Origin of the sequence: Vibrio sp. 3-2(1), assembly GCF_963887575.1 — a bacterium.
GTDB classification, from domain to species: domain Bacteria; phylum Pseudomonadota; class Gammaproteobacteria; order Enterobacterales; family Vibrionaceae; genus Vibrio; species Vibrio anguillarum.
Genome location: NZ_CAWPGB010000002.1, coordinates 41885 through 67555, shown reverse-complemented (window position 1 = coordinate 67555; position 25671 = coordinate 41885). Strand labels below are relative to the sequence as shown.

The following is a 25671-nucleotide window of genomic DNA, read 5'->3' as shown; positions in this document are numbered from 1 at the left end:
ACCAGTATCAAATCTCATTATTTCATTTGTTCCATATCGATAACTGATAGAGAATGATCAATAGCAAAGCTCAAACGTTGATGAGAATCGCTCCTATATCCAAATGACTTGGAGATACCGGCAGTCGGCAAGTGAGTTCATCCCTATGAGCACAATAAGCTCTATGATTGGGGTGAACGAACTTAGCTAACACAGCGGCCGTTTCAATAGAGAAAGGAACATCAACATTAGGATTATTTAATACTAAAAAGGAACCGTTATGGCTATTGATTCACTCGTCGCCGTTGGCATATTTGTATTCGTCGTTATTTCATTTATCTTTTCTGCCGTGAAAACCGTTTCACAAGGGAGCAATTGGACAGTAGAGCGTTTTGGACGTTACACACACACCCTACGCCCCGGTTTAAATATCATTATTCCGTTCATTGATCGCGTCGGACAAAAAATTAATATGATGGAACAGGTGCTTGATATCCCAGCACAAGAAGTGATATCCAAAGATAACGCCAATGTTGTTATCGACGCAGTTTGCTTCGTGCAAGTGATTGATGCTGCGAAAGCCGCCTATGAAGTTAGCGAACTACAACACGCCATTCGCAACTTAACTCTAACCAATATGCGTACCGTACTGGGCTCGATGGAGCTGGATGAAATGCTCAGCCAGCGTGACATGATCAACACTAAATTGTTATCGATAGTCGATCAGGCGACTAACCCTTGGGGTGTAAAAGTCACTCGCATCGAAATTAAAGATGTACAACCACCAGCGGATTTAACCGCGGCGATGAACGCGCAAATGAAAGCGGAGAGAAATAAACGTGCTGAAGTGTTAGAAGCCGAAGGCGTACGTCAAGCACAAATTTTACGCGCCGAAGGCCAAAAGCAGTCTGAAATACTTAAAGCTGAAGGTGAAAAGCAGGCGGCTATTCTTCAAGCAGAAGCACGTGAACGCGCTGCCGAAGCGGAAGCTAAAGCGACGGAGATGGTTTCGAATGCGATTGCGCAAGGTGACATGCAAGCGGTTAACTACTTTATCGCTCAAGGATATACCGAAGCACTTAAAGCCATTGGTCAAGCAGAAAACAGCAAAATCATCATGCTGCCATTAGAAGCAACTGGGTTGATGGGTTCGGTTGCTGGCATTGCTGAAATGTTCAACCTAAAATCCTCACAAGATAAGTAGGCCTAACGTGATAGAGCTAATACAACAAATGAATTATTGGCACTGGCTCGCATTAGGCTTAGTGCTTGTTGCATTGGAACTGCTTGGAACTGCTGGGTATTTTCTTTGGTTAGGTATTTCCGCACTCATCGTTGGCCTTATCTTTGCGATGCTCCCCATCAGTTGGCAACTGCAGTGGATGGCTTTTGCAAGTTTATCACTCGTCACGACTTGGTTATGGTGGCGTAAACAATTTAAATCAGACCACGATGGTGATGAGACTCGTGATCTGAACCAGAAACAGAAACAGCTGATCGGACAAACAGCTCGTCTTAAAGAGAGCGTTCAAGAAGGGGCAACTTTTCGATTGCAGCTCGGCGATACGACGTGGACAGCAAAATGCCAGCAAAACCTAGAAGCCGATGTTGTGGTTAAAGTCGTAGATGTCGAAGGAATAGTGTTGATTGTTGAGCCTAAAGAGAGCTAGCTTCATTGAGTAAACATCAGTAAGAAAGTACATAAAAACCAAAAGTGATGAATTGCTTTTGGTTTTTTCATTTATGGGCAGCCCAATTGTAGTGTGTGCCTCCACAGCTCATTAGCTAATGAGCTCATTTTCACACTGACTTGTTCAAGTCGTTATAGCAACACTGCCCCTTCAAATTATCTATGATTGGGCATTCACTACCACCGTCGCCTGGACATTCGGTAATCCACTCTTCTAGTTGCAACTTAATCAATGAAAGCTCTGCCAGCTTCTGTGATACTTGTTTCAACTTCTCTTGCGCTTTCTCTTTGACTGCAAAACTGGTCCGGGACGGATCGTTGGCAAGGGCGAGTAAGGATTTACATTCCTCTAAACTAAAACCAACGCGCTTGCATCGCGCAATAAGTAAAAGATCATCAATATGCGCTTGTTGATAATGACGGTAACCATTCTCTGAACGAAGGGGCGCCGATATCAGCCCCTTCTCTTCATAAAGACGAATGGACTTAGCAGTAAGTGCTGTTAACTGAGAAACTTGGCTAATATTCATAGTAAGCGTAATACTTAAAAGGCATGATTTAACCATGCCTTTTATAACGATAAATCGCAAGCTTGATTATTGATTTAGTAACCAGCTCAGAATCTGAGACTTCTCAGCTTTATTCGCTTTCTCATACCAGTACCCTAGCATATCTAATGGCTTATTTTCTGCCGTCAGAGGTTGGCTAATGTTATCTCGATTACTAAATGCCCAGTTTTCAAATATTTTCCGATCGTTAACATCAGCTTCAGTAAACCAATATTGAACCATTTCAATAGGTTTAGTCGCTTGCTCTTGCACTGAGTGAGTGATACTGGAAGGTATCGTTGAACTGCCTAAGGTGAAATTCGCCTCGTCAATCACGGCTAAGAAGTAGGCTTTAGGCACCGAAAATTCTACTTGGCTTTTGCCTGTTGATGAAGTCAGCGTAAACACAACCGAATCCGAGCTCAGCTGATGAATATATTCTTGAGATAATGGAAACTTAAACCATTGCGTCGTCGTACAATGCTCGGTACAAGTCTCAGCCAATGGACGATATGTTTCTACTTGAAACTTCTGTGATGAGTAAGTAACTGTGTCAAATTGGTCATAATTTTTAAAATAAGTAACATTCATATCAACATATGAATATTCAATATTTACCCCTTCAGATTTAGGGAAATTACCGACATAGCTTAGCTCAGATTTTACAATATCAGGTCCTAAAATTGCCTTAGCTCCTGGTGTAATGTCTTTTGCTACAACTTGAACATAGTTGTGCCTTTCTTTGACATTCTTCGCCACATCATTGAACACACTAGAACTGTCTAAATTACTGCATCCAACGGCCATTGTGATGGTTGAAAATAATATGGTCGTTTTAAATAAATTCATCATTTATGTCCTTGTTTATGGAGTAAAAACACCGGCACAAGGCCGGCGTTTTATTAAAGAAAGGCGAGGTTTGTCAAATTAGAAGCCGTATTCCAAGCCTACACGTACAAATCCTTTCTTATCATCAGAGTTGTATGCATCGTGCTGACCAACACGAATGTATGGCACGAAACCATTTTTCACGTACATCAGCTGTGCAGACAATACTTCATCATCATCATTTTGCTCTACACCGTTCACTTCAGAATCAAGGTTAGCTGCATAGCCTACTTTGAAGCCCCATGGACCATTCCAGTATTGGCCGATCAGAGAGTATTGACCTTGCTCACCTTCTTTACCAGCATTGCTATAGTGTTTAGAAACACCTTCCGTATACTTATAAGCCCCTGCTAAGCCAAAGCCTGCTGGCAGTGGAAGTTCAAAACCTACGATATACGCTGTTGCGTCAGCAGCAGCTTTAATATCATCTTTTTTGTCTTCTGTTAAAGTTAATTGGTATTTTGAGTTATTTTCGTAACCGACATGGAAAGTTACGATATCAGCTGCATTATAGTGAACAGCTGCACCAAAGTGATTTGAACCTTTAGTGCCTACATCACCACGACCAGCAGAAATGTTAAATGTTAGACCACCGAAGGCTGGTGAGTCGTAGCGAGCAATATCACCTTTACGATCATAATGGCCTGCAACATCGCCACCCCAATCGAATACACGACCTAAACCTGGGTTAGAGTATGGCCAGTCAACGATTTCATATAGAGGGGTTAGCATACGACCAAAACGAATTTTACCCCAATCTCCTTGCAAACCAAGAAAAGTATCACGGGCACCTAAAGTGTTACCTTTACCATCTTCGCCAACATAACCTGATTCAATTTGCATAAATACGTTCACATTATCAAACATATCTTTGCTAGCACGGAAACCTATGCGTGATTCATTTTCATAATCGTAGCCATTACTATCTTCTTGATAAAAAGCAGAAATAGCAGCAACACCGTACGCTTGCACGTTAAAATCAGACAGCACACCAATTGCACCTGTTTCAGACGCTGCGAATGCACCAGTTGACGCCATAGCAACTGCAGCGCCTAAAAGAGTACGTTTAAACATTTTGTCCATGGAAAAACTCCTAAAAATAGATATAGCTGTTTTTTATTTCCCCCTTAAGTTGGCCGCCGAAGGGAGAAATCATTTCCTATGTTGAAAACCTAAATTAGTCATTAATTTTCTGATTTTCTCTTTTCCTGCATACACATCGTGTATCCATGTTCACTAGACTAACTTCGCAACAGAAAACATCAATGAGAACTTAATTTTTATCTAAAAAAATATGAGCTACGGCAAACTTTGACCAAGTAAGTGATCAAGATCTAATAAGTCATAAAACAAAATATAAAAACAAAAAACTCATTAATTTTCAAAATGATACAAAAACAATTACACTAATAGCTTGAAGTGCATCGCAATAATAAATTGAAAGAGAGTAAAGTTCTTCTTGATTGGCATCGAAGAAAATGAGGGCTTTTTTTCTAATTACTGGACATTTTAATGTGGCGGTTTGAGATAAAAATAAAGCCTCAAAATTAATTTTGAGGCTTTATGAAGGAAGGGATGCTTAAAAAATTAGCTTTTCATTAACTCAAGCAAATCTTGTTCGCTGCGAATTTCGATGCCTAGTTCTTGCGCTTTTACTAATTTTGAACCGGCCGCTTCTCCGGCAAATAGTATATCGGTGTTTTTAGAGACGCTTCCCGTTACTTTTGCGCCAAGCTCTTGTAGCGCCGCTTTCGCATCACTTCTAGAGAGTTTCGACAAGCTCCCCGTCAAAACCACCACTTTACCAAGTAAAGGGAGAATCGCATCTTGGCTCGGCTTTTCGATATTAGGCCACTGGATACCGAGTTCGATCAATTCATTAATCACCCGTTGGTTTTTATCTTGCTCAAAAAAAGATGTGATATGACTCGCAACGATAACTCCAACATCTTGAACTTCAAGTAGTTCTTCATGGGTCGCTTGGCGAATTTTGTCTAATGACCCGAAATGGAGCGCAAGATTCGCCGCCGTCGCTTCCCCGACTTCACGTATGCCCAATGAATACAAAAAACGGGGTAATGTGGTCATTTTGGCGGCATTCAGTGCATTAACGATATTTTGTGCTGATTTTGGTCCCATACGCTCTAACACCGTTAGCTGGCCTGCTTTTAGACGGAAGAGGTCCGCGGGCGTGCTCACCATCTCTTTATCAACAAGCTGCTCAATCACTTTTTCGCCTAAACCATCCACGTCTAACGCTTTGCGAGAGACAAAGTGCTTTAATGCTTCTTTGCGCTGAGCTTGACACACTAACCCCCCTGTACAACGGGCGACAGCTTCACCTTCAACACGCTCAATGTCAGAGTTGCACACCGGGCAGTACTGCGGGAAAACAATATCGACCACGGTATCAGAGCGTCTGTCTAACAACACAGAAACAATCTGTGGGATAACGTCGCCTGCTCGACGAATAATAACGCTATCACCAATTTTCACGCCTAGGCGCTCAATTTCATCAGCGTTGTGTAATGTCGCATTGCTGACGGTGACTCCCCCCACAAATACAGGTTCTAACTTCGCAACAGGTGTAATAGCCCCGGTACGACCCACTTGAAATTCAACATCGTTCAGGAGCGTTATTTCTTCTTGGGCAGGAAATTTATAAGCAATCGCCCAGCGAGGCGCCCGCGCGACAAAACCGAGCTTTTGTTGCAATTCAATATCATCAACTTTAATCACCACACCATCAATCTCATACGCGAGTTGAGCGCGACGAGTTAAGATACTTTGGTAGTACTCTTTCACTTCATCCATTGAAGAGACTAGACGTGTTTCAGGGCACATCGGCAGCCCCCACCCTTTTAACTGCAAAAAGCGCTGATAATGACTGCTTGCTAACTCAGCGCCTTCAATCACACCAACACTGTAAGCATAAAAATTCAACGGCCTTTGAGCTGTGATTTTTGAGTCGAGCTGTCTCAAGCTCCCTGCGGCCGCATTTCTTGGGTTAACAAAGGTTTTTTCACCTTTTTTGAGTGCTTGTTGGTTCAATCGCTCAAAACCGGCTTTAGGCATGAACACTTCACCACGAACTTCTAAACGAACGGGCCACCCTTTTCCCTGTAACTTCAGTGGAATAGCACTGATCGTTCGCACGTTTTCCGTAATATTTTCACCGACCGTGCCATCCCCACGCGTGGCGGCTTGTACTAACACACCATTTTCGTAAAGCAAACTCACGGCTAAACCATCAAGCTTAGGTTCGCAGCAAAAAGCGTTAAAGTGGGCACTCGGTATCCGGTCTTGCATCCGCTTGTGAAAGGCATCAAGCTCTTTCTCATCAAACACATTATCTAAAGAGAGCATTGGAATTTCATGAATCACCTGAGCAAAACCCTCTAAAGGTTTACCTCCAACACGCAAGCTGGGTGAATCCGCTGTGACTAACTCCGGATGCTGCGATTCCAACTCAAGCAGCTCACGCATCAAACGATCATACTCAGCGTCAGGAATTTCAGGGTTATCTTCTACATAATAACGTACAGCATGATAATGCAGCGTCTCACGAAGTTGGCTTAATTTGTGTTCTATTGTTTGCATCATAATTCTCTCGGATCATGAAAAAAGGCTCCGACTAGGAGCCCTTAATGGTCGATGTTTATTCTACGCGTTGCGTGCGCTTTTAAACTCTTGGATTTGGCGTCGGTAGGCAGCCAATCGATCTGGTGTCATTAAATTACGTGCGTCATCCAATACATTACCACCTAAATCATCGGCGATTTGCTGAGCGGTTTTAAGCATTAATTTGAAATTTTGATCAGGCTCGCCGTAGCAAGGCAGTGTCATGAAGAATGAGATACCGCGAGTAGTAAACTCCGCAGGATCATGATGTGCCAATGTACCGGGTTGCATCATGTTGGCAACACTAAACAGCACTTTCCCTGTACCTGACAGATCGGCATGCCGGTGGAAAATATCCATCTCACCATAAAGAAGGCCGTTTTGCTGCATACTGTCAAAAAGCTTAGTGCCGACAAAGGGATCATTTCCCGCACAATGCACATTCAGCACAATCACTTCCATTTCGGCTTCTTGAACGTCGGATTTTTGATTATCGTCAGCAATGACATCATCTTGTTCACTGAGACTTGGGGATTCGGTTTTCATCGATATTGAGGGCACATCATCGAGTTCATCAAGCACATTTTCAGGTTCAAAGCTTGGTGAATAACCGTCAATGAGAGGGTCAACCGCTTCACTAAAATCTGGCTCTTTACGTACTTTGCGAATAATTTCGAAATCATCTTCCGGAGCAAATGAACGCTGGGTCGCAGATTGTGTATCATCGTGATCAACATCAATTTTACCAAGAGGCTTATCCTCAAACTTGGACTTCCCTTCTTTCTTACTGGTCCAAAGACCATGAAATAGCAACGCGGCTATCGCTAGCGCGCCAACAATTATGAGTACGAATCGCAATTCCTGCATGTTTCACTCTCAGTTTCTCGATGCATGGTTATTCTCAGCTTTACCAGCTTGAATTGAACGTGTCACCAACGTGGGTTATATCGGTCTATCGGGGTACTTTACCAAAAGTTTGTACCGATTTAGAACAACTTAATGTGAGAAGTTCAATACATGATGTGATTTTCACCACGCTTTTCTTCTTCGGCAGGTTGAGTAGAATAGCTTTTTAGTATTGATTAACAGATATTCACATGGATAACGGTATGACACTTAAGCAACGTTCAGGTTTTGGATACTTCTTTTTTGGTCTAGAGCTAGCACTGACCCCCGGCATTCGACGCTTTGTGATTCTGCCATTACTCATCAACATCATTCTCGTCGGCAGCGCTCTTTTTTACTTATTCAATCATCTCAATACGTGGATAGAACAGTTTATTGGTCAAATCCCTGATTTTTTATCTTGGCTAAGTTACGTTTTATGGCCATTGCTCGCGATCACTATCTTAGCCACGTTCTCCTATTTCTTCAGTACGCTGGCTAACTTCGTCGCTGCACCATTTAATGGGCTACTCGCAGAAAAAGTGGAAGAAAGATTAATTGGCGCTCCAATCAACAGCGATGGCATCTGGTCTATGGTCAAAGACATCCCACGTATCCTCGCAAGAGAGTGGCGAAAATTAATCTATACCTTACCCAAAGCAATCGGTTTGTTCTTATTGCTCCTAATTCCTGCCTTAGGACAAACCTTAGGCCCTTTGCTGTGGTTCATTTTCACTGCATGGATGTTAGCCATCCAATACTGTGACTACCCATTTGACAACCACAAAGTGAGCTTTAACCAGATGAGACACAATTTGAAACAAAAACAGACCAAGGCGTATAGCTTTGGTGTTTTAGTGTCGATTTTTACCACCATACCCATTGTTAACTTAATCGTCATGCCGGTTGCTGTATGCGGTGCAACAGCCATGTGGGTTGGTGAATTTAAAAACAAACTGCAGTGATGGTGCGAGGGAGATTCAACCTGCATATCCCTCTATAAGTTATAACTTTTTAATCCTTTTACGTTTTAAGGTTAACACCTATTCTGCACCTGTATCCACTCACGTGTCTTATCACACAACCAGACACGCATAACGTGTGTAATAAAGGAATATCGCAATGAGCAAAATTTACGAAGACAACTCCCTGACTATTGGTAACACTCCTCTTGTTCGCTTAAACAAAGTCAGCAAAGGTAAGGTACTGGCGAAAATTGAAGCGCGCAACCCAAGCTTTAGCGTGAAGTGCCGTATCGGTGCCAACATGATTTGGGAAGCAGAAAAAGCTGGCACACTGAAACCTGGCGTTGAACTTGTAGAGCCAACCAGCGGTAACACCGGTGTTGCTCTTGCGTTTGTTGCAGCAGCTCGTGGTTATAAGTTGACGCTTACTATGCCTGAATCAATGAGTTTAGAGCGCCGTAAACTGCTTAAAGCTTTAGGAGCCAACCTTGAACTCACCGAAGCGGCGAAAGGCATGAAAGGCGCAATTGCTAAAGCAGAAGAAATTGTTGCCAGCAACCCTGAAAAATACTTGTTGTTGCAGCAATTCAATAACCCAGCCAACCCACAGATCCACGAAAAAACAACAGGGCCGGAAATCTGGGATGCAACTGATGGTGAGATTGACGTGTTCGTTGCAGGTGTCGGAACCGGTGGTACTTTAACGGGCACAAGCCGCTACATTAAGGGCCAAAAAGGCAAGGCTATCATCTCAGTTGCGGTTGAACCTGCGGAGTCGCCAGTCATTGCTCAAGCACTTGCTGGGGATGAAATTAAACCTGCACCACACAAAATCCAAGGTATAGGAGCGGGATTTATTCCTGGCAACCTCGATTTATCCCTCATTGATCGTGTTGAAGCCGTCACTTCAGAAGAAGCGATTGAAATGGCAAGACGCCTCATGGAAGAGGAAGGAATCTTGGCTGGAATTTCATCAGGCGCAGCGATTGTAGCCGCGAATAGATTAGCAGAACTACCTGAATTTGAAGGAAAAACAATTGTAGCGGTATTACCAAGCTCAGGTGAGCGTTATCTGAGCACCGCACTATTTTCTGGCCTATTTACCGAGAAAGAGAACCAACAGTAATAGGTGGTTAAATCAAATTTTCGTTTAAAAAAGCCCCATGCAGGGGCTTTTTTGTTGATCCTTGCCTCACCTTTGGTAATATCACCTCGTTTTATTTTAAGCTTCAAAATAAAGAAGTCAGAAACGTATTAACTATAATGACGAATGACAACATAGATTGAAATCGTGATTATGAAATTTAAATCAGTATCAGCTATGACACTAAAACAGCGTTACTCTGCTAGCAGAACCGTTGATTAGCAGTTAAGCTGTTCTGGTGAAGAAACTAACAAAAAATAAATCAATTGGGGTATATAACATGTACGAGAAGCAAGTAGAAATCACTGCAGAAAATGGCCTTCACACTCGTCCTGCTGCGCAGTTCGTTAAAGAAGCAAAAGTATTCGATGCAGACATCACAGTGACTTCTAACGGCAAAAGCGCAAGTGCTAAGAGCCTATTCAAACTTCAAACTCTTGGCCTAGTAAAAGGTACCGTTGTGACTATTTCTGCTGAAGGCCCTCAAGCTAAGCAAGCGGTAGATCACCTAGTTGCTCTCATGGACCAACTACATTAATCCGGTCCACTATTTTCAAAGCCATTTTGTGAAAACAAAATGGCTTTGTTGGAAATAGTCTACATTTTGAGCTACTAATTACCGTTAGCGCAATAGTCCACATTCTCCCGTTTACAGTTGACCAATTTAAGGTAACGCTATGATTTCAGGCATCCTAGCATCTCCAGGCATTGCTTTTGGTAAAGCACTGCTACTTCAAGAAGATGAAATTGTCCTAAATACTCACTCTATTTCAGATGACCAAGTAGAAGCAGAAGTTCAGTGTTTTTATAACGCTCGTAATAAATCTTCTGCTCAGCTAGAAGTGATCAAACAAAAAGCACTTGAAACATTTGGTGAAGAAAAAGAAGCCATCTTTGAAGGCCACATCATGTTGCTTGAAGATGAAGAGCTAGAAGAAGAAATTTTAGCACTCATCAAAAATGACAAAATGCATGCAGACAACGCGATCTATACCGTGATCGAAGAGCAGGCTGCTGCCCTAGAATCTCTTGATGATGAATATCTAAAAGAACGCGCGACAGACATCCGCGATATCGGTACGCGCTTTGTTAAAAATGCACTCGGCATCAATATCGTTTCACTGAGTGATATTAACGAACAAGTAATTCTTGTTGCTTATGATTTAACGCCTTCTGAAACTGCACAAATCAATCTTGATTACGTGCTGGGTTTTGCTTGTGATATCGGTGGCCGTACATCTCATACTTCAATCATGGCACGTTCACTTGAGCTTCCAGCGATTGTTGGTACTAACGACATCACTAAGAAAGTAAAGAATGGCGACATGCTTGTTCTTGACGCCATGAACAACAAAATCATCATTAATCCTTCAGAAGCACAGCTTGAAGAAGCGAAAAAAATTCGTGATGATTTTGCTGCGGAAAAAGAAGAGCTCGCAAAACTAAAAGACCTACCTGCTATCACACTCGATGGCCACCAAGTTGAAGTATGCGGTAACATCGGCACAGTAAAAGACTGCGATGGTATTTTACGCAACGGTGGTGAAGGCGTTGGCTTATATCGTACTGAGTTTTTATTCATGGACCGCAGCGCGCTACCAACTGAAGATGAGCAATACCAAGCTTATAAAGAAGTTGCAGAAGCGATGAGTGGTGAAGCGGTGATTATCCGTACCATGGATATCGGTGGTGATAAAGATCTTCCGTACATGGATCTACCAAAAGAGATGAACCCATTTTTGGGCTGGCGCGCGATTCGCATCAGCTTAGACCGTCGTGACATCTTACGAGATCAGCTTCGTGGCATTCTGCGTGCATCTGCGCATGGTAAACTGCGTATCATGTTCCCGATGATCATCTCTGTAGAAGAAATTCGTGAGCTTAAAAACGCCATTGAAGAATACAAAGAAGAACTTCGCACTGAAGGCTTAGCGTTCGATGAAAATATCGAAATCGGCGTTATGGTTGAAACACCTGCGGCAGCGGCAATTGCGCACCACTTGGCAAAAGAAGTGTCATTTTTCTCTATCGGTACCAATGATTTAACCCAATACACTCTTGCGGTTGACCGTGGTAACGAAATGATTTCACACCTGTATAACCCACTTTCTCCAGCGGTTTTAACCGTGATTAAGCAGGTGATTGATGCCTCACACGCTGAAGGTAAATGGACGGGTATGTGTGGCGAGTTAGCGGGTGATGAACGTGCAACGCTACTTCTACTTGGTATGGGACTCGATGAATTCTCTATGAGTGGTATCTCTATCCCTAAAGTGAAGAAAGTGATCCGCAACTCAAACTTCGCCGAAGTTAAAGCGATGGCAGAAGAAGCACTCTCTTTCCCAACCGCAGCTGAAATCGAAGCTTGTGTGGAAAAATTCATCGCAGAGAAAACGCAATAATTCGCTAATACCAATGAGATAGACGACTAAAAATAGGTCGTCTATTGTTGGCGATTGGTATACTATAATTCGACAGAATAAAATTAAACGTTAGGAGCATGACACAATGGGTCTGTTTGATAAACTTAAGAAGCTAGTATCTGACGACAGCTCAGATGCAGGTGCGATTGAAATTATTGCCCCTCTTTCTGGTGAAATCGTCAATATCGAAGATGTGCCAGATGTTGTTTTCGCTGAGAAAATTGTTGGTGATGGTATTGCGATTAAACCATCAGGCAACAAAATGGTAGCTCCAGTTAACGGCACTATCGGTAAGATTTTCGAAACTAACCATGCGTTTTCAATCGAGTCTGATGACGGTGTTGAGTTATTCGTTCACTTTGGTATCGACACAGTTGAGCTAAAAGGTGAAGGTTTCACTCGTATCGCTCAAGAAGGCCAAGCGGTTAAAGCAGGCGATACTGTTATCGAATTCGACCTAGCGCTTCTTGAAGAGAAAGCAAAATCAACACTAACACCTGTTGTTATCTCTAACATGGACGAAATCAAAGAGCTGAACAAGCTTTCTGGCACCGTCGTTGTTGGTGAAACACCGGTTCTACGTGTAACTAAGTAATTCGTTAAAATTTTTATTACGTAAAAAACGCTGCTGATTTGCAGCGTTTTTTGTTTCTACAAAAACAGCTCAAATCGCACTACAAACCTAACGCGTATTTCAACAGTTTTTCCTTCACTGGGCCTGAATGTTCGGCCAACTTCAATACCGTGTTGCGCACCAACTTTATTGGCAAAACCTCGTTGCTGAACGTTTTATAAAACAGATCCATTCCTGATTGCATCACTAAGTTATCCGGCCTTCTGCGTGTTTCATAATTCCGTAATTGCGCTTGTGTTAAAGCTTCTTGATTTTGTGTCACAGCTAACAACGCTTTTACATCTTTAAACCCTAAATTCACCCCTTGCCCAGCCAGAGGGTTAATCGTGTGTGCTGAATCGCCAACCAAAACACATTGCCGTTTCGCATACGTCTGAGCATGACGACGAGTGAGGGGAAATGCCCCACACTGCAACACGTTAATATCGCCTAGTTCCTCAGGAAAAGAGACCAACACTTGCTCCCTTAACTGCTGCTTGTTCATCGCACACAATTGGCGAATTCGTTTTGGTGAGTCATACCATACCAAAGAAGCTTGATTACCCGGCAAAGGAAGAAACGAGCGCGGGCCGGATGGAAAAAATTGCTGCCAAGTAATATCTTGCTGAGGTTGATGAGTTTCGACATTGATCAACATGCAATGGTGCCGATAATCCCACGCGGTAACACCAATTCCCGCCAGCTGCCGCACAAGAGAATTTGCACCATCCGCACCAATCACCCAAGTTGCAGTAAGAGTTGCGCCTGACTCTAAAAGCACGCTATTTTGTTGGCCAAACACAATGTGCTTGAGCTTATCAGGACAAAAAACCTGCAAATTCGGATAGTGCACAAATTGCCCCCACAATCCGATCTGAATAAGACGATTTTCGACCATATAACCCAGCTGAGGGAGGCCCAGTGCATCGCTATGAAAACGAGTACGGCACTCTGGGTGCTCCCAGGTTTCTAGGCGGCGATAAGGGCAAACACGCATTTGCATAATTTCATCCCATGCGCCTAAGTCAGTAAGTAACTGAACCGAAGTTTGCGAAATGGCAGAAACGCGCAGATCCATTGCTTGGTCTATTGTAAATGCTTCAGGCTCTATACCTTCGACCATAGCAACCGTGCGACCTTGCTTAGCAAAGCCTATAGCCACTGCCGCCCCAACCATGCCACCGCCAATCACCACCACGTCAAAATTGTTCATTGTTTACACTTAATCGTCTGAGTTTTGAGTCGATTTTCATTGTACGTTTTCAGCTCTTTTTTGCGAATTTTTTTACACAAAAACCCTGCACTTTCTATGGTGAAAATCTAGAGATGACGGAACATGCGAGAGATTTTATTGGATGACTAGTCAGTGACTTTTTAAAGCAGTACAATACGCGGCTTACCGCCGAGATGGCGGCTACAATTTGAGCATTAGTTCAACCAATTTAGACCAATAAGACGAGCGAAAGTGAGATGAGTAAGAAACTGCTAATTAAAACCTGGGGCTGCCAGATGAACGAATACGATTCATCAAAAATGGCCGACCTGCTTAACGCTGCAAACGGCTACGAGCTAACGGAAGAGCCAGAGGAAGCAGATGTATTATTACTTAACACCTGTTCGATCCGAGAAAAAGCACAAGAGAAAGTCTTTCACCAACTGGGTCGTTGGAAAACATTGAAAGATAAAAAACCAGGCGTCGTGATTGGCGTTGGCGGTTGTGTTGCAACCCAAGAAGGTGATCACATCCGTGAACGCGCTCCTTTTGTTGATGTTATTTTTGGCCCGCAAACCCTACACCGCTTGCCAGAAATGATAAAACAATCGCAAACCAACGATGCGCCAGTCATGGACATTTCGTTCCCAGAGATTGAAAAATTCGACCGTTTACCAGAACCAAAAGCAGACGGCGCAACCGCATTCGTCTCTATTATGGAAGGGTGTTCAAAATACTGCACTTACTGCGTAGTACCTTACACTCGCGGTGAAGAAGTCAGTCGCCCGATGGATGATGTGTTGTATGAAATCGCGCAACTCGCGGCGCAAGGTGTACGCGAAGTCAATCTTTTAGGACAAAACGTTAACGCATACCGTGGCCCTATGCACGATGGTGAAATCTGTTCATTTGCTAATCTGCTACGTTTAGTCGCCTCCATTGATGGTATTGATCGCATTCGATTCACCACCAGCCACCCACTCGAATTTACCGACGATATTATTGCCGTTTATGAAGACACACCTGAACTGGTGAGTTTTCTGCATCTTCCGGTACAAAGTGGTTCAGACCGAATCTTAACCATGATGAAGCGCCCACACACCGCGATTGAGTACAAATCCATTATTCGCAAACTGCGTAAGGCGCGCCCAGAGATCCAAATTAGTTCTGACTTTATTGTCGGTTTCCCCGGTGAAACAGATAAAGACTTTCAAGATACAATGAAGCTGATTAAAGACGTTGATTTTGATATGAGCTTCAGCTTTATCTTCTCCCCTCGCCCGGGTACGCCAGCCGCTGATTACCCATGTGATTTATCAGAAGACGCCAAAAAAGAGCGTTTATATGAACTGCAGCAAACAATCAACGCACAAGCGATGCGTTACTCACGTTTGATGTTAGGTACAGAACAACGCGTATTAGTCGAAGGCCCATCTAAGAAAAATCTAATGGAGCTTCGCGCCCGTACCGAAAATAACCGTGTCGTTAACTTTGAAGGCTCCGCCGATCTGATTGGCCAATTTGTCGATGTGAAAATTGTCGATGTGTTTGCCAACTCACTGCGTGGTGAACTGGTTCGCACTGAACAAGCGATGGATCTTCGCACCGTGATTTCACCAACGCAAATGATGGCGAAAACACGTCGAGAAAATGAGCTAGGGGTAGCCACTTTTACACCTTAGGTTTAAGCATAATGTCATACAGTGCTCGATCATAATCGGGCACTGTACCATGGCAAACTGAGAGGCAACATTGAGCAATAAAATTGTTACGCTAGAGATAGATCTAGAACCTTCAGACAACCGCCGTCTTGCTAGCCTGTGCGGTCCATTCGATGACAACATCAAACAATTAGAACGCCGTCTTGGTGTTGAAATTAATCACCGCAGCCAGTTTTTCACCATAGTCGGTAAACCACACACTGCCGCTGCTGCGTTGGATATTATCAAATCTTTGTACGTTAATACCTCACCCATACGTGGTCAAATTCCCGATATCGAACCAGAGCAAATTCATCTAGCCATCAAAGATTCAGGGATCCTTGAGCAGCCGTCTGAATCAAGTATTCAACATGGCAAAGAAGTCTTCATTAAGACCAAGAAAGGGCTGATAAAACCGCGTACGCCTAACCAAGCTCAGTATCTCGTTAACATGGTGACGCACGACATCAGCTTTGGTATTGGCCCTGCAGGGACAGGTAAAACCTACTTAGCCGTTGCCGCTGCAGTTGATGCGCTAGAGCGCCAAGAAGTTCGTCGAATTTTGTTAACACGCCCGGCGGTTGAAGCAGGTGAAAAATTGGGCTTCCTACCCGGTGATTTAAGCCAAAAAGTCGACCCGTATCTACGACCGCTTTATGACGCGTTGTTTGAAATGCTTGGCTTTGAGCGAGTAGAAAAGCTCATTGAACGCAATGTGATTGAAGTTGCGCCACTCGCTTACATGCGCGGACGTACGCTCAACGATGCTTTTATTATTTTAGATGAAAGTCAAAACACTACCGTTGAACAAATGAAAATGTTCCTGACACGGATTGGGTTTAATTCAAGAGCCGTTATTACGGGTGATGTGACACAAATCGATTTGCCGCGTGGCGCTCGTTCAGGTCTTCGCCATGCCATTGAAGTGCTCAATGAAGTTGACGAAATCAGCTTCAACTTCTTTTTGTCTGATGATGTCGTACGTCATCCAGTGGTTGCTCGTATCGTCAACGCTTACGAAAAATGGGAAGCTCAGGACCAAAAAGAGCGTAAAGCTCAAGAGCAACGTCGTCGTGAAGAGCGAGAAGTCAAGCCTGTGGATGTTTATACTGAAGTGAATACAGTAACCGCAACAAAAAACGTTGGTGAATAATGAGTATCGAACTAGATTTACAATTAGCGGTCAAAAATGAGCAAGGGTTACCTACTTTTGATGATATCAGCCATTGGTTAACTCACGCGGTGACCCCATTTCAGGAACAAGCGGAAGTCACTGTGCGAATTGTTGATTCCGAAGAGAGTCAACAGCTCAATCGCGATTATCGAGGAAAAGATAAGCCGACCAACGTGCTATCCTTCCCTTTTGAGATGCCTCCGGGCATAGAGTTGGATCTGCTCGGTGACCTTGTCATTTGCCGCCAAGTGGTGGAACAAGAAGCCGATGAGCAACAAAAACCGTTGATGGCACACTGGGCTCATATGGTTGTACACGGCAGTCTACATCTGCTAGGTTATGATCATATCGATGATGATGAAGCCGAAGAGATGGAATCTCTTGAAACTGAAATTCTGCAAAAAATGGGCTTTGAAGACCCGTATATTGCTGAGAAGGAATAGCTCCAGACAATGAAGCTAGTACCGCTAAAGTCGGTACGATACGTGTGCTATCACACATCTGATAGCGAGGAAAATTAGAGAAACAATGAACGAAGATAACCCCCAGAATTCTGAAGGTCCGAGTAGAAAGTCCTTCTTTGAACGCCTAGGCCAATTATTTCAAGGTGATCCGAGAGATCGCCAAGAGCTTGTAGATGTGATCCGCGACTCTGAAATCAATGACCTTATCGACCATGACACAAGAGATATGCTTGAAGGTGTGATGGAGATTTCTGAGATGCGCGTGCGTGATATTATGATCCCACGCTCACAGATGGTCACTATCGATAAAAACGATGACTTGGATACCTTAATTGCGCTGATCACCGATGCTCAGCACTCACGTTATCCAGTGATCAGTGAAGATAAAGACCATGTTGAAGGCATTCTACTAGCGAAGGACTTACTCAAATATTTAGGTTCAGACAGTGCACCTTTTAACATTTTAGAAGTGATCCGCCCGGCAGTCGTGGTACCAGAAAGTAAACGGGTTGATCGCTTATTGAAGGAGTTCCGAGAGGAGCGTTACCACATGGCGATCGTCGTGGATGAATTCGGCGGCGTGTCTGGCTTAGTGACCATTGAAGATATTTTGGAAGAGATCGTTGGCGACATTGAAGACGAGTTCGATGATGAAGAACAATTGGATATCCGTAAGCTCAGCAAACATACTTTTGCAGTTAAAGCGCTGACCACCATCGAAGAGTTTAACGAAACCTTTGGTACTAAGTTCAGCGATGAAGAAGTGGATACTGTAGGGGGATTGGTGATGACGGCCTTTGGCCACCTGCCAAGCCGTGGCGAAGTTGTAGAGATCGACAAATACAGCTTTAAAGTCACCGCAGCAGATAACCGCCGAGTGGTTCAACTGCAAGTCACTATTCCTGATCTTGAATCACTTCCAGTGATAGCAGAAGAGTGACATAACCCCATTCACATCAGCAGAATGAGATAGATGATTAAAACACTTTTTCATCGCCTAATGCGGCCGCTTGCGGCCGCTTTTGTTGGCGCATTAACCCCACTCGCTTTTGCTCCTTATCAGTTTTGGCCGCTGGCCATACTCACCCCCATGTTGCTATTGTTGCTCATTAATCAGCAACCAGCTAAAAAAGCAGCGTGGATCGGTTACTGCTGGGGCTTAGGTTTTTTTGCTTTTGGCATCAGTTGGGTGCACGTCAGTATTGATACCTTTGGTGGTATGCCCAAAATTGCCAGCCTGTTCCTGATGTCATTACTGGTCGGTTATTTAGCCCTTTATTCTGGGCTTTTCGCTGGCTTACTCAACCGTTTTTTCCGCCGTAACACTATTAGCCATTTTTTATTAGCCGCCCCTGCGCTTTGGCTAATTACCGATTGGCTTCGAGGCTGGGTCATGACCGGCTTTCCTTGGTTATGGCTTGGTTATAGTCAAATTGATAGCCCGCTTGCCAGTTTCGCACCACTGGGAGGCGTTGAGCTGGTCACCTTCTTCACGCTCCTCTGTTCTAGCGCTCTAGCAATGACGTGGCTTAAGCGCTCTTGGATACTCGTGCTCATTCCTCTGACCATATTGGCGACGGGGTTTGGACTACGCAATTTCGATTGGGTCACTCCCGATCCCAGCAAACAAACTCGCGTCGCACTGATTCAAGGTAATATTAAGCAAGCGGAAAAATGGCTTCCCAATCAGCGCTGGCCAACCATTATGGCCTACACCGATCTCAGTCGAGAAAACTGGGACGCAGATATTATCGTATGGCCAGAAGCGGCGATTCCCGCATTTGAATTCGAGATCCCTTCCTATTTGAGTAACTTAGATTCTGCGGCAAAAATGAACGACAGTGCGATTGTCACAGGCGTGCTCAACCAAAGCCCAGAGCGATCTTTTTACAACAGCATTCTGGTACTTGGCACCAACCCTTATGGCGACTACCGTTATGACTCTGACGCTCGCTACCATAAGCATCATTTATTGCCATTTGGTGAGTTTGTGCCATTTGAAGATTGGCTCAGGCCCATCGCACCCTTTTTCAACTTGCCGATGTCTTCATTTAGCCGTGGTGACTATATTCAACCGAATCTGATTGCCAAGGGTAGACACCTAGCCGCGGCACTGTGCTATGAAATCATCTTCAATGAACAAGTCAGAGCGAATGTCACTGATGAAACAGATTTTATCTTAACCCTCTCTAACGATGCGTGGTTTGGGCATTCAAATGGCCCATTGCAACATATGGAGATTGCTCGGATGAGAGCTTTAGAGCTGGGTAAACCGCTCATTCGTTCAACCAACAATGGTGTCACCGCCGTGACGGATCACAAAGGTAAAATAACGCAGCAGATCCCACAATTTGAAACAGCCGTATTGAAAGCAACCATCACGTCGACCAAAGGAGAGACGCCGTATCACGCTGTCGGCACTTGGCCGCTCTACGTCTGGGTGTTACTCAGTTTGATCGTCAGATGGACAAGACGTCACTCACCTCATTCTTAACCTCAAAAAGGCGCATTTCAGCGCCTTTTTGAGGTTTTCTATCAGCAACACTTAAGGTTTTAATGGCTGACGAGTAAAAGCCGTTTGCCCACATTGAATACAAGGCATAATTTCAGTTGGATGATTATACTGGGTTTTATGCCCACAATGGTCACACACTAACATTCCAAGGCCTATCATCTCCCCCGCCTGGTACAAACCTTGTCGTTCTAAATCTTGAAACAATTCCACCCATTCCACTTTTGTTTTATCGGTGATTTCAAAAAGCCCCTGCCAAATTGAATTGGTAATCATCAATGAAAATGGGCTGCTTCTGCTCTCTTCAAAACTATCCGCGAATTCTTTGAGATCCGCTTTTACATAGGCAGAAATAAGCGCTAATTCATCTTTGGTGAGATTATTGGCAGCATCAACAACCTTACCTGATGTTTGCAAAACTTGGGACATTTCATCAGGACTATGTTTGAGCGTTTCAATCACGTCATCCACAATCTCTTCGTAACTTGTTTTACGTTTTGGCATCACCCACCTCCATCAAACCAGATTGGCTATTGTTGTGTACCCCTGCTTTAGGTATTCTATGTCGATCTATTAGACTCTGTTCTAACCGAACTCACAAATTCCAAGATAACCGGATATCATCGATGCAAGAGCAATATAACCCGCAAGATATTGAACAAAAAGTTCAACAGCACTGGGATGACAACAAGACCTTTGTTGTAAGTGAAGACCCAAATAAAGAAAAATTCTACTGTCTTTCTATGTTCCCATACCCAAGTGGCCGACTGCACATGGGTCACGTGCGTAACTATACTATCGGTGATGTAGTCTCTCGTTTTCAACGTCTGCAAGGCAAGAACGTCATGCAACCCATTGGTTGGGACGCATTTGGCCTACCCGCTGAAAATGCGGCTGTAAAAAACAAAACGGCACCAGCGCCTTGGACCTACGAAAACATTCAGTACATGAAAAACCAGTTAAAACTGCTGGGTTTTGGCTACGATTGGAGCCGTGAATTCGCCACTTGCACGCCAGAATATTACCGCTGGGAACAAGAGTTCTTCACTAAGCTGTATCAAAAAGGCTTAGTCTACAAGAAAACCTCTTCCGTTAACTGGTGTCCAAACGACCAAACCGTTCTCGCTAACGAGCAAGTTGAAGATGGCTGCTGCTGGCGTTGTGATACACCAGTAGAACAAAAAGAGATCCCACAATGGTTTATTAAGATCACCGCGTACGCACAAGAACTGTTGGACGATTTAGAGAACTTAGAGGGTTGGCCTGAAATGGTCAAAACCATGCAGCGTAACTGGATTGGTCGCTCAGAAGGCGTAGAGCTCAAGTTTGGTGTCAACGGTCATTCAGATCTCGACGTCTATACCACTCGCCCTGATACCTTGATGGGTGTCACTTATGTGGGCATTGCGGCTGGTCATCCATTAGCGACCATTGCAGCGCAAAATAACCCTGCTTTAGCTTCTTTTATTGACGAATGTAAGAACACCAAAGTTGCAGAAGCTGAACTGGCGACCATGGAAAAGAAAGGCATGGATACGGGCCTAACGGCCATTCATCCTTTAAATGGTCGTGAAGTGCCTATTTATATCGCCAACTTTGTGCTGATGGATTACGGTACAGGCGCGGTGATGGCCGTACCTGCTCATGACCAACGTGATTTTGAGTTCGCCACCAAATATGGCCTAGACATCATTCCAGTCATCAAACCAGAAGATGGCTCTGAAGTCGATGTGTCTAGCGCTGCGTACACTGAAAAAGGAGTCCTGTTTGGTTCTGGCGAATTTGATGGTTTAGCCTTCCAAGCAGCATTTGATGCTATTGCAGCCAAGCTGGAGGCTGAAGGTAAAGGCAAGAAAACCGTTAATTTCCGTCTACGTGACTGGGGGGTTTCTCGCCAACGTTACTGGGGCGCGCCGATTCCTATGGTGACCACTGAAGATGGCCAAGTTCACCCAGTGCCAATTGATCAACTGCCCGTCATTCTACCAGAAGATGTTGTGATGGATGGTGTAACTAGCCCAATCAAAGCCGACAAAGAGTGGGCCAAAACCACCTTTAATGGCGAGCCTGCACTACGTGAAACCGATACCTTCGATACGTTTATGGAGTCGTCTTGGTATTACGCTCGTTACTGTTCACCACAAGCGGACGATATTTTAGACCCAGCGAAGGCAAACTACTGGTTACCAGTAGACCAATACATCGGTGGTATTGAGCATGCTTGTATGCACCTGCTCTACTCACGCTTCTTCCATAAGCTATTGCGTGATGCAGGCTATGTCACTTCAGATGAACCTTTCAAGCAACTGCTTTGCCAAGGCATGGTATTGGCTGATGCGTTCTACCACACGAACGAGAAAGGCACCAAAGAGTGGGTAGCGCCAACTGACGTAAAAGTGGAACGCGACGGTAAAGGCCGCATCACTCAAGCCGTAGACAACCAAGGCCGCAACGTTGAGCACTCAGGCATGATCAAAATGTCTAAGTCGAAAAACAACGGTATCGACCCGCAAGAGATGGTTGATAAGTATGGCGCCGATACGGTTCGTCTATTCATGATGTTTGCCTCTCCGGCTGACATGACGCTTGAATGGCAAGAGTCTGGTGTAGAAGGTGCTAACCGCTTCCTAAAACGCGTCTGGAAACTGGTTGCAGAACATAGCGCTAAAGGTGTGGCTGAAGCGGTAGATAGCGCCTCTCTTACTGGTGAACAAAAAGCGCTGCGTCGTGATGTGCATAAAACCATCGCCAAAGTGACTGACGATATTGCACGCCGCCAGACGTTCAATACCGCCATTGCTGCGATTATGGAGTTGATGAATAAACTCACTAAAGCGTCACAAGAATCCGTGCAAGATCGGGCCATTCTCGACGAGGCTTTAAAAGCGGTTGTCAGCATGCTTTACCCAATCACTCCTCATATCAGCTTTGAACTGTGGAATGCACTGGGTGAGAGTGATGTAGATAATACCGTGTGGCCGACCTACGACGAATCCGCCCTAGTGGAAGATGAAAAACTGATCGTCCTACAAGTTAACGGAAAACTTCGTGGTAAGCTGACCGTAGCCGCTGATGCAAGTAAAGATCAGGTTGAAGCACTCGGTTTAGCAGACGAGAACGTCATGAAATTTACGGATGGCTTAACCGTTCGTAAAGTTATCTATGTACCAGGTAAGTTACTGAACATCGTTGCGAACTAATATCGCAGCCTAATGTCGTAATAACTGGTTTATCAACAGGGTAGCTCGCTGCCCTGTTGATTTATCTTAGCGTTCTTACCCACAGAGCTATAGAGCGCTAAGATAAGTCACCTAAATATATGAGAACTTAACCCCAATGCGCCAAATTTCGTCTTACTCTCTGAAATTATCGTTAATTGTTATTATGAGCAGCCTACTCTCAGCTTGCGGCTTTCATCTTCGTGGCGATTACTCCGTTCCTGAAGAACTCAATCGAGTATCTGTCACCAGCTACGACCAATACAGTACCTTCACTCGTATGGTAAAAAATCAATTACGAATGAGTGACATTGAGATTGTTTCCCCCTCAGAGACGGTGCCAAACATCTATCTAATAAACGAGAGTGTTGGTGAACGGACGCTTTCGCTTTATCAAAATACTCGTGCTGCTGAATTGGAATTGACGTTCAACGCCTCCTATAGCGTCACCCTACCTGAAGTGGGGATAAAAACGTTTTCAACCAGTGTGACTCGTAGCTATCTTGATAACCCATTAACTGCTCTCGCTAAATCGGTAGAGCGAGACATGATTGAAGATGAGATGCGCAAACTAGCCGCAACTCAAATTTTACGCCAAATGGCACGTCTAAAAGCCGATATTGCAGCGAATGAACATCAACTTGAACAACAAGAAAATGAACAGCAGCGAACAGACCAGCAGGCCTATGAGATAAACACCGTGGAAAGTGAACCGTCACAATTCACGGCTCCTGCGACAAACTAAAGGCGAGTAATGAGAATATTTGCTGACAAGCTGGCCGATCACTTAAACAAGCCCTTGATGGGGCTTTACTTACTGTTTGGCAACGAACCGCTATTGCTGCAAGAATCACGCGTGGCGATAGAGAAAAAAGCATTAGAACAAGGATTTGAAGAACGCCATCGTTTCAGTGCCGATGCCCATTTAAACTGGGATCAAGTCTATGACTGCTGCCAAGCTTTAAGTTTATTTTCCAGCAAAAAAATCATTGAAATTGAATTACCTGAAACGGGTGCAAATGCGGCAACAGCGAAAGAGCTCGTCGCCCTAGGTCAATCGCTTCATCCTGACGTACTACTTGTGATCATCGGTGAGAAATTGACCAAAGCACAAGAAAGCACTAAATGGTTTAAGACACTCTCAAGCCTAGGATGTTGGGTGAGTTGCTTAACCCCGGACATCAGCAAACTGCCACAATTTGTCATGATGCGCTGCCGCGCATTGGGGCTAAAACCTGATCAAGAAGCAGTGCAGATGCTGGCGCAATGGCATGAAGGCAATCTGTTCGCACTATCTCAAAGCTTAGAAAAACTCGCGCTACTCTATCCAGATGGCTTACTGACGCTGATCCGCTTAGAAGAGTCATTAAGCCGACATAACCACTTCACTGTCTTTCACTGGGTCGATGCGCTGCTCGAAGGGCAAGCGAATCGGTCACAACGTATTTTACGCCAGCTCATTACCGAAGGCACTGAGCCTGTGATTCTGATACGTAGCCTACAAAAAGAGCTGCTACTGCTGCTGCAAATGCATCAAGATTTAACCCAGATGCCGATTGGCTCAATCTTTGATAAGTACCGAATTTGGCAATCCAAGCGACCTTGGTACGCGGCAAGCTTAAAAAGACTATCGAGAGATAAACTCAAACAGCTGATTGCATTACTCACCCAAGCCGAAAGAGTAACTAAAACTCAGTATGAAACCTCAACTTGGCCAATATTGCAGCAAACCAGTGTTGAATTTTGCTTGCCACAGTCCGTTGTATCAAAGTTGGCTTGAAGGCGTGTTATACTCCGCGCCATTTTGTCAGTAACCAGACCAATTTTTAAAGGAGATGACGCTTGCAACACCACGAATTGAAAGACTTTCTTGCCGATAAAGCCGACGATATGAAAGCCATTGATATCAAAACCTTAGATGTTAAGGGAAAATCTAGCATCACCGATTACATGATCATTTGCACAGGCACATCAAAACGACATGTAGCCTCGATTGCCGAACATGTCGCAACTGAAGTCAAAAAAGTGGGCATGGAACCACTGGGTATGGATGGCGAAAGTGAAGGTGAATGGGTCGTGCTAGACATGGGCAGCAGCATGTTGCATGTTATGCAAGAAGAGCATCGTGATCTGTACCAGCTTGAAAAACTTTGGAGTTAAGTTTTGAAAATTCAGTTGATTGCCGTTGGTACCAAAATGCCGAAATGGGTAGAAGAAGGCTTTCAAGAGTACCGCCGACGTTTTCCACACGATATGCCGCTTGAATTAGTGGAGATACAAGCGGGCAAACGTGGCAAAAATGCGGATATTGCAAGAATTTTGCAAAAAGAAGGCGAAGCTATGCTCGCGGCCGTGCCAAAAAGCAATCGAATTGTTACTCTCGATATTCCAGGTAAGCGTTGGGATACCGAACAACTGGCGGAACAACTTGAAAGTTGGAAGCTCGATGCCCGTGATGTATCAATTTTAATTGGTGGCCCTGAAGGGCTTTCTCCTGCATGCAAAGCCGCCGCAGAGCAGAGCTGGTCGCTTTCGCCGTTGACACTTCCTCACCCTTTGGTTCGAGTGGTCATGGCAGAGAGTTTGTACCGCGCTTGGAGTATTACGGCTAATCACCCTTATCACCGAGAATAA

24 protein-coding genes are annotated in these 25671 nt (G+C 44.3%); 17 read left to right on the top strand and 7 right to left on the bottom strand.

Features of this window, described 5'->3' with window-relative positions:
- Nucleotides 1–259: 259 nt before the first annotated feature.
- Both AACQ79_RS00735 and AACQ79_RS00730 read left to right on the top strand, forming a co-directional pair.
- On the top strand, nt 260–1183 hold the full coding sequence (locus tag AACQ79_RS00735; protein WP_013857314.1) for an SPFH domain-containing protein: 924 nt from the start codon (nt 260–262) through the stop codon (nt 1181–1183).
- 7 nt (nt 1184–1190) lie between these two features.
- Nucleotides 1191–1649, top strand: coding sequence for an NfeD family protein (locus AACQ79_RS00730; protein ID WP_017049492.1), 459 nt, complete (start codon nt 1191–1193; stop codon nt 1647–1649).
- Nucleotides 1650–1779: 130 nt separating this feature from the next.
- Here AACQ79_RS00730 and cueR read toward each other — a convergent pair whose 3' ends face one another.
- From cueR to zipA, 5 genes are all read right to left on the bottom strand, one after another.
- Nucleotides 1780–2199, bottom strand: a complete 420-nt coding sequence (gene cueR, locus AACQ79_RS00725) for a Cu(I)-responsive transcriptional regulator (RefSeq protein ID WP_170899551.1) — start codon at nt 2197–2199, stop codon at nt 1780–1782.
- A gap of 66 nt (nt 2200–2265) precedes the next feature.
- A complete protein-coding gene (locus AACQ79_RS00720) occupies nt 2266–3069 on the bottom strand; it encodes a hypothetical protein (RefSeq protein ID WP_029388306.1) in 804 nt (267 codons plus the stop codon).
- A gap of 75 nt (nt 3070–3144) precedes the next feature.
- Nucleotides 3145–4188 carry a chitoporin gene (gene chiP / locus AACQ79_RS00715; protein ID WP_129532345.1) on the bottom strand — a complete coding sequence of 348 codons (1044 nt, stop codon included), beginning with the start codon at nt 4186–4188 and terminating at the stop codon, nt 3145–3147.
- 504 nt (nt 4189–4692) lie between these two features.
- Nucleotides 4693–6708 carry an NAD-dependent DNA ligase LigA gene (gene ligA, locus AACQ79_RS00710; protein ID WP_017045816.1) on the bottom strand — a complete coding sequence of 672 codons (2016 nt, stop codon included), beginning with the start codon at nt 6706–6708 and terminating at the stop codon, nt 4693–4695.
- Between the two features lie 60 nt (nt 6709–6768).
- Nucleotides 6769–7593, bottom strand: a complete 825-nt coding sequence (gene zipA / locus AACQ79_RS00705) for a cell division protein ZipA (RefSeq protein ID WP_013857321.1) — start codon at nt 7591–7593, stop codon at nt 6769–6771.
- 230 nt (nt 7594–7823) lie between these two features.
- Here zipA and cysZ point away from each other — a divergent pair, with 230 nt between their 5' ends.
- From cysZ to crr, 5 genes are all read left to right on the top strand, one after another.
- Complete coding sequence (gene cysZ / locus AACQ79_RS00700; protein WP_013857322.1) at nt 7824–8576, top strand: sulfate transporter CysZ; 753 nt, start codon at nt 7824–7826, stop codon at nt 8574–8576.
- Nucleotides 8577–8733: 157 nt separating this feature from the next.
- On the top strand, nt 8734–9702 hold the full coding sequence (cysK, locus tag AACQ79_RS00695; protein WP_013857323.1) for a cysteine synthase A: 969 nt from the start codon (nt 8734–8736) through the stop codon (nt 9700–9702).
- A gap of 298 nt (nt 9703–10000) precedes the next feature.
- On the top strand, nt 10001–10258 hold the full coding sequence (locus AACQ79_RS00690) for an HPr family phosphocarrier protein (RefSeq protein WP_026027491.1): 258 nt from the start codon (nt 10001–10003) through the stop codon (nt 10256–10258).
- A 139-nt stretch (nt 10259–10397) separates the two neighbouring features.
- On the top strand, nt 10398–12122 hold the full coding sequence (gene ptsI, locus AACQ79_RS00685) for a phosphoenolpyruvate-protein phosphotransferase PtsI (RefSeq protein WP_170899550.1): 1725 nt from the start codon (nt 10398–10400) through the stop codon (nt 12120–12122).
- Nucleotides 12123–12228: 106 nt separating this feature from the next.
- A complete protein-coding gene (gene crr, locus AACQ79_RS00680; protein ID WP_010317358.1) occupies nt 12229–12738 on the top strand; it encodes a PTS glucose transporter subunit IIA in 510 nt (169 codons plus the stop codon).
- Nucleotides 12739–12817: 79 nt separating this feature from the next.
- Here the strand turns inward: crr and AACQ79_RS00675 are convergent, their stop codons facing one another.
- Complete coding sequence (locus tag AACQ79_RS00675) at nt 12818–13969, bottom strand: 2-octaprenyl-3-methyl-6-methoxy-1,4-benzoquinol hydroxylase (protein WP_170899549.1); 1152 nt, start codon at nt 13967–13969, stop codon at nt 12818–12820.
- A 257-nt stretch (nt 13970–14226) separates the two neighbouring features.
- Between AACQ79_RS00675 and miaB the strand changes: the two genes are divergently transcribed.
- The 5 genes from miaB (at nt 14227) to lnt (ending at nt 19801) form a co-directional block, all read left to right on the top strand.
- Nucleotides 14227–15651 carry a tRNA (N6-isopentenyl adenosine(37)-C2)-methylthiotransferase MiaB gene (gene miaB / locus AACQ79_RS00670; RefSeq protein ID WP_017048014.1) on the top strand — a complete coding sequence of 475 codons (1425 nt, stop codon included), beginning with the start codon at nt 14227–14229 and terminating at the stop codon, nt 15649–15651.
- A gap of 70 nt (nt 15652–15721) precedes the next feature.
- Complete coding sequence (locus tag AACQ79_RS00665; RefSeq protein ID WP_094127302.1) at nt 15722–16822, top strand: PhoH family protein; 1101 nt, start codon at nt 15722–15724, stop codon at nt 16820–16822.
- A complete protein-coding gene (ybeY, locus tag AACQ79_RS00660; RefSeq protein WP_013857329.1) occupies nt 16822–17286 on the top strand; it encodes an rRNA maturation RNase YbeY in 465 nt (154 codons plus the stop codon). Before AACQ79_RS00665 ends, ybeY begins: the two co-directional genes overlap by 1 nt.
- A gap of 85 nt (nt 17287–17371) precedes the next feature.
- A complete protein-coding gene (corC, locus tag AACQ79_RS00655; protein ID WP_010317353.1) occupies nt 17372–18247 on the top strand; it encodes a CNNM family magnesium/cobalt transport protein CorC in 876 nt (291 codons plus the stop codon).
- Nucleotides 18248–18280: 33 nt separating this feature from the next.
- Nucleotides 18281–19801 carry an apolipoprotein N-acyltransferase gene (gene lnt / locus AACQ79_RS00650; protein WP_170899548.1) on the top strand — a complete coding sequence of 507 codons (1521 nt, stop codon included), beginning with the start codon at nt 18281–18283 and terminating at the stop codon, nt 19799–19801.
- Between the two features lie 51 nt (nt 19802–19852).
- Here the strand turns inward: lnt and AACQ79_RS00645 are convergent, their stop codons facing one another.
- Nucleotides 19853–20323: a zinc ribbon-containing protein gene (locus AACQ79_RS00645; RefSeq protein ID WP_029388304.1), complete on the bottom strand. Its 471-nt coding sequence runs from the start codon at nt 20321–20323 to the stop codon at nt 19853–19855.
- A 122-nt stretch (nt 20324–20445) separates the two neighbouring features.
- Here AACQ79_RS00645 and leuS point away from each other — a divergent pair, with 122 nt between their 5' ends.
- The 5 genes from leuS to rlmH all read left to right on the top strand — a co-directional run bounded on the left by leuS (nt 20446) and on the right by rlmH (nt 25671).
- Nucleotides 20446–23019, top strand: a complete 2574-nt coding sequence (gene leuS / locus AACQ79_RS00640; protein WP_026028474.1) for a leucine--tRNA ligase — start codon at nt 20446–20448, stop codon at nt 23017–23019.
- A 136-nt stretch (nt 23020–23155) separates the two neighbouring features.
- A complete protein-coding gene (locus AACQ79_RS00635) occupies nt 23156–23782 on the top strand; it encodes an LPS-assembly lipoprotein LptE (RefSeq protein WP_094165697.1) in 627 nt (208 codons plus the stop codon).
- 9 nt (nt 23783–23791) lie between these two features.
- Nucleotides 23792–24817, top strand: coding sequence for a DNA polymerase III subunit delta (holA, locus tag AACQ79_RS00630; protein ID WP_105977627.1), 1026 nt, complete (start codon nt 23792–23794; stop codon nt 24815–24817).
- Nucleotides 24818–24879: 62 nt separating this feature from the next.
- Entirely contained in the window at nt 24880–25197 is a 318-nt protein-coding gene (gene rsfS / locus AACQ79_RS00625; protein WP_013857335.1) for a ribosome silencing factor, read from the top strand.
- A gap of 3 nt (nt 25198–25200) precedes the next feature.
- Entirely contained in the window at nt 25201–25671 is a 471-nt protein-coding gene (gene rlmH / locus AACQ79_RS00620) for a 23S rRNA (pseudouridine(1915)-N(3))-methyltransferase RlmH (protein ID WP_013857336.1), read from the top strand.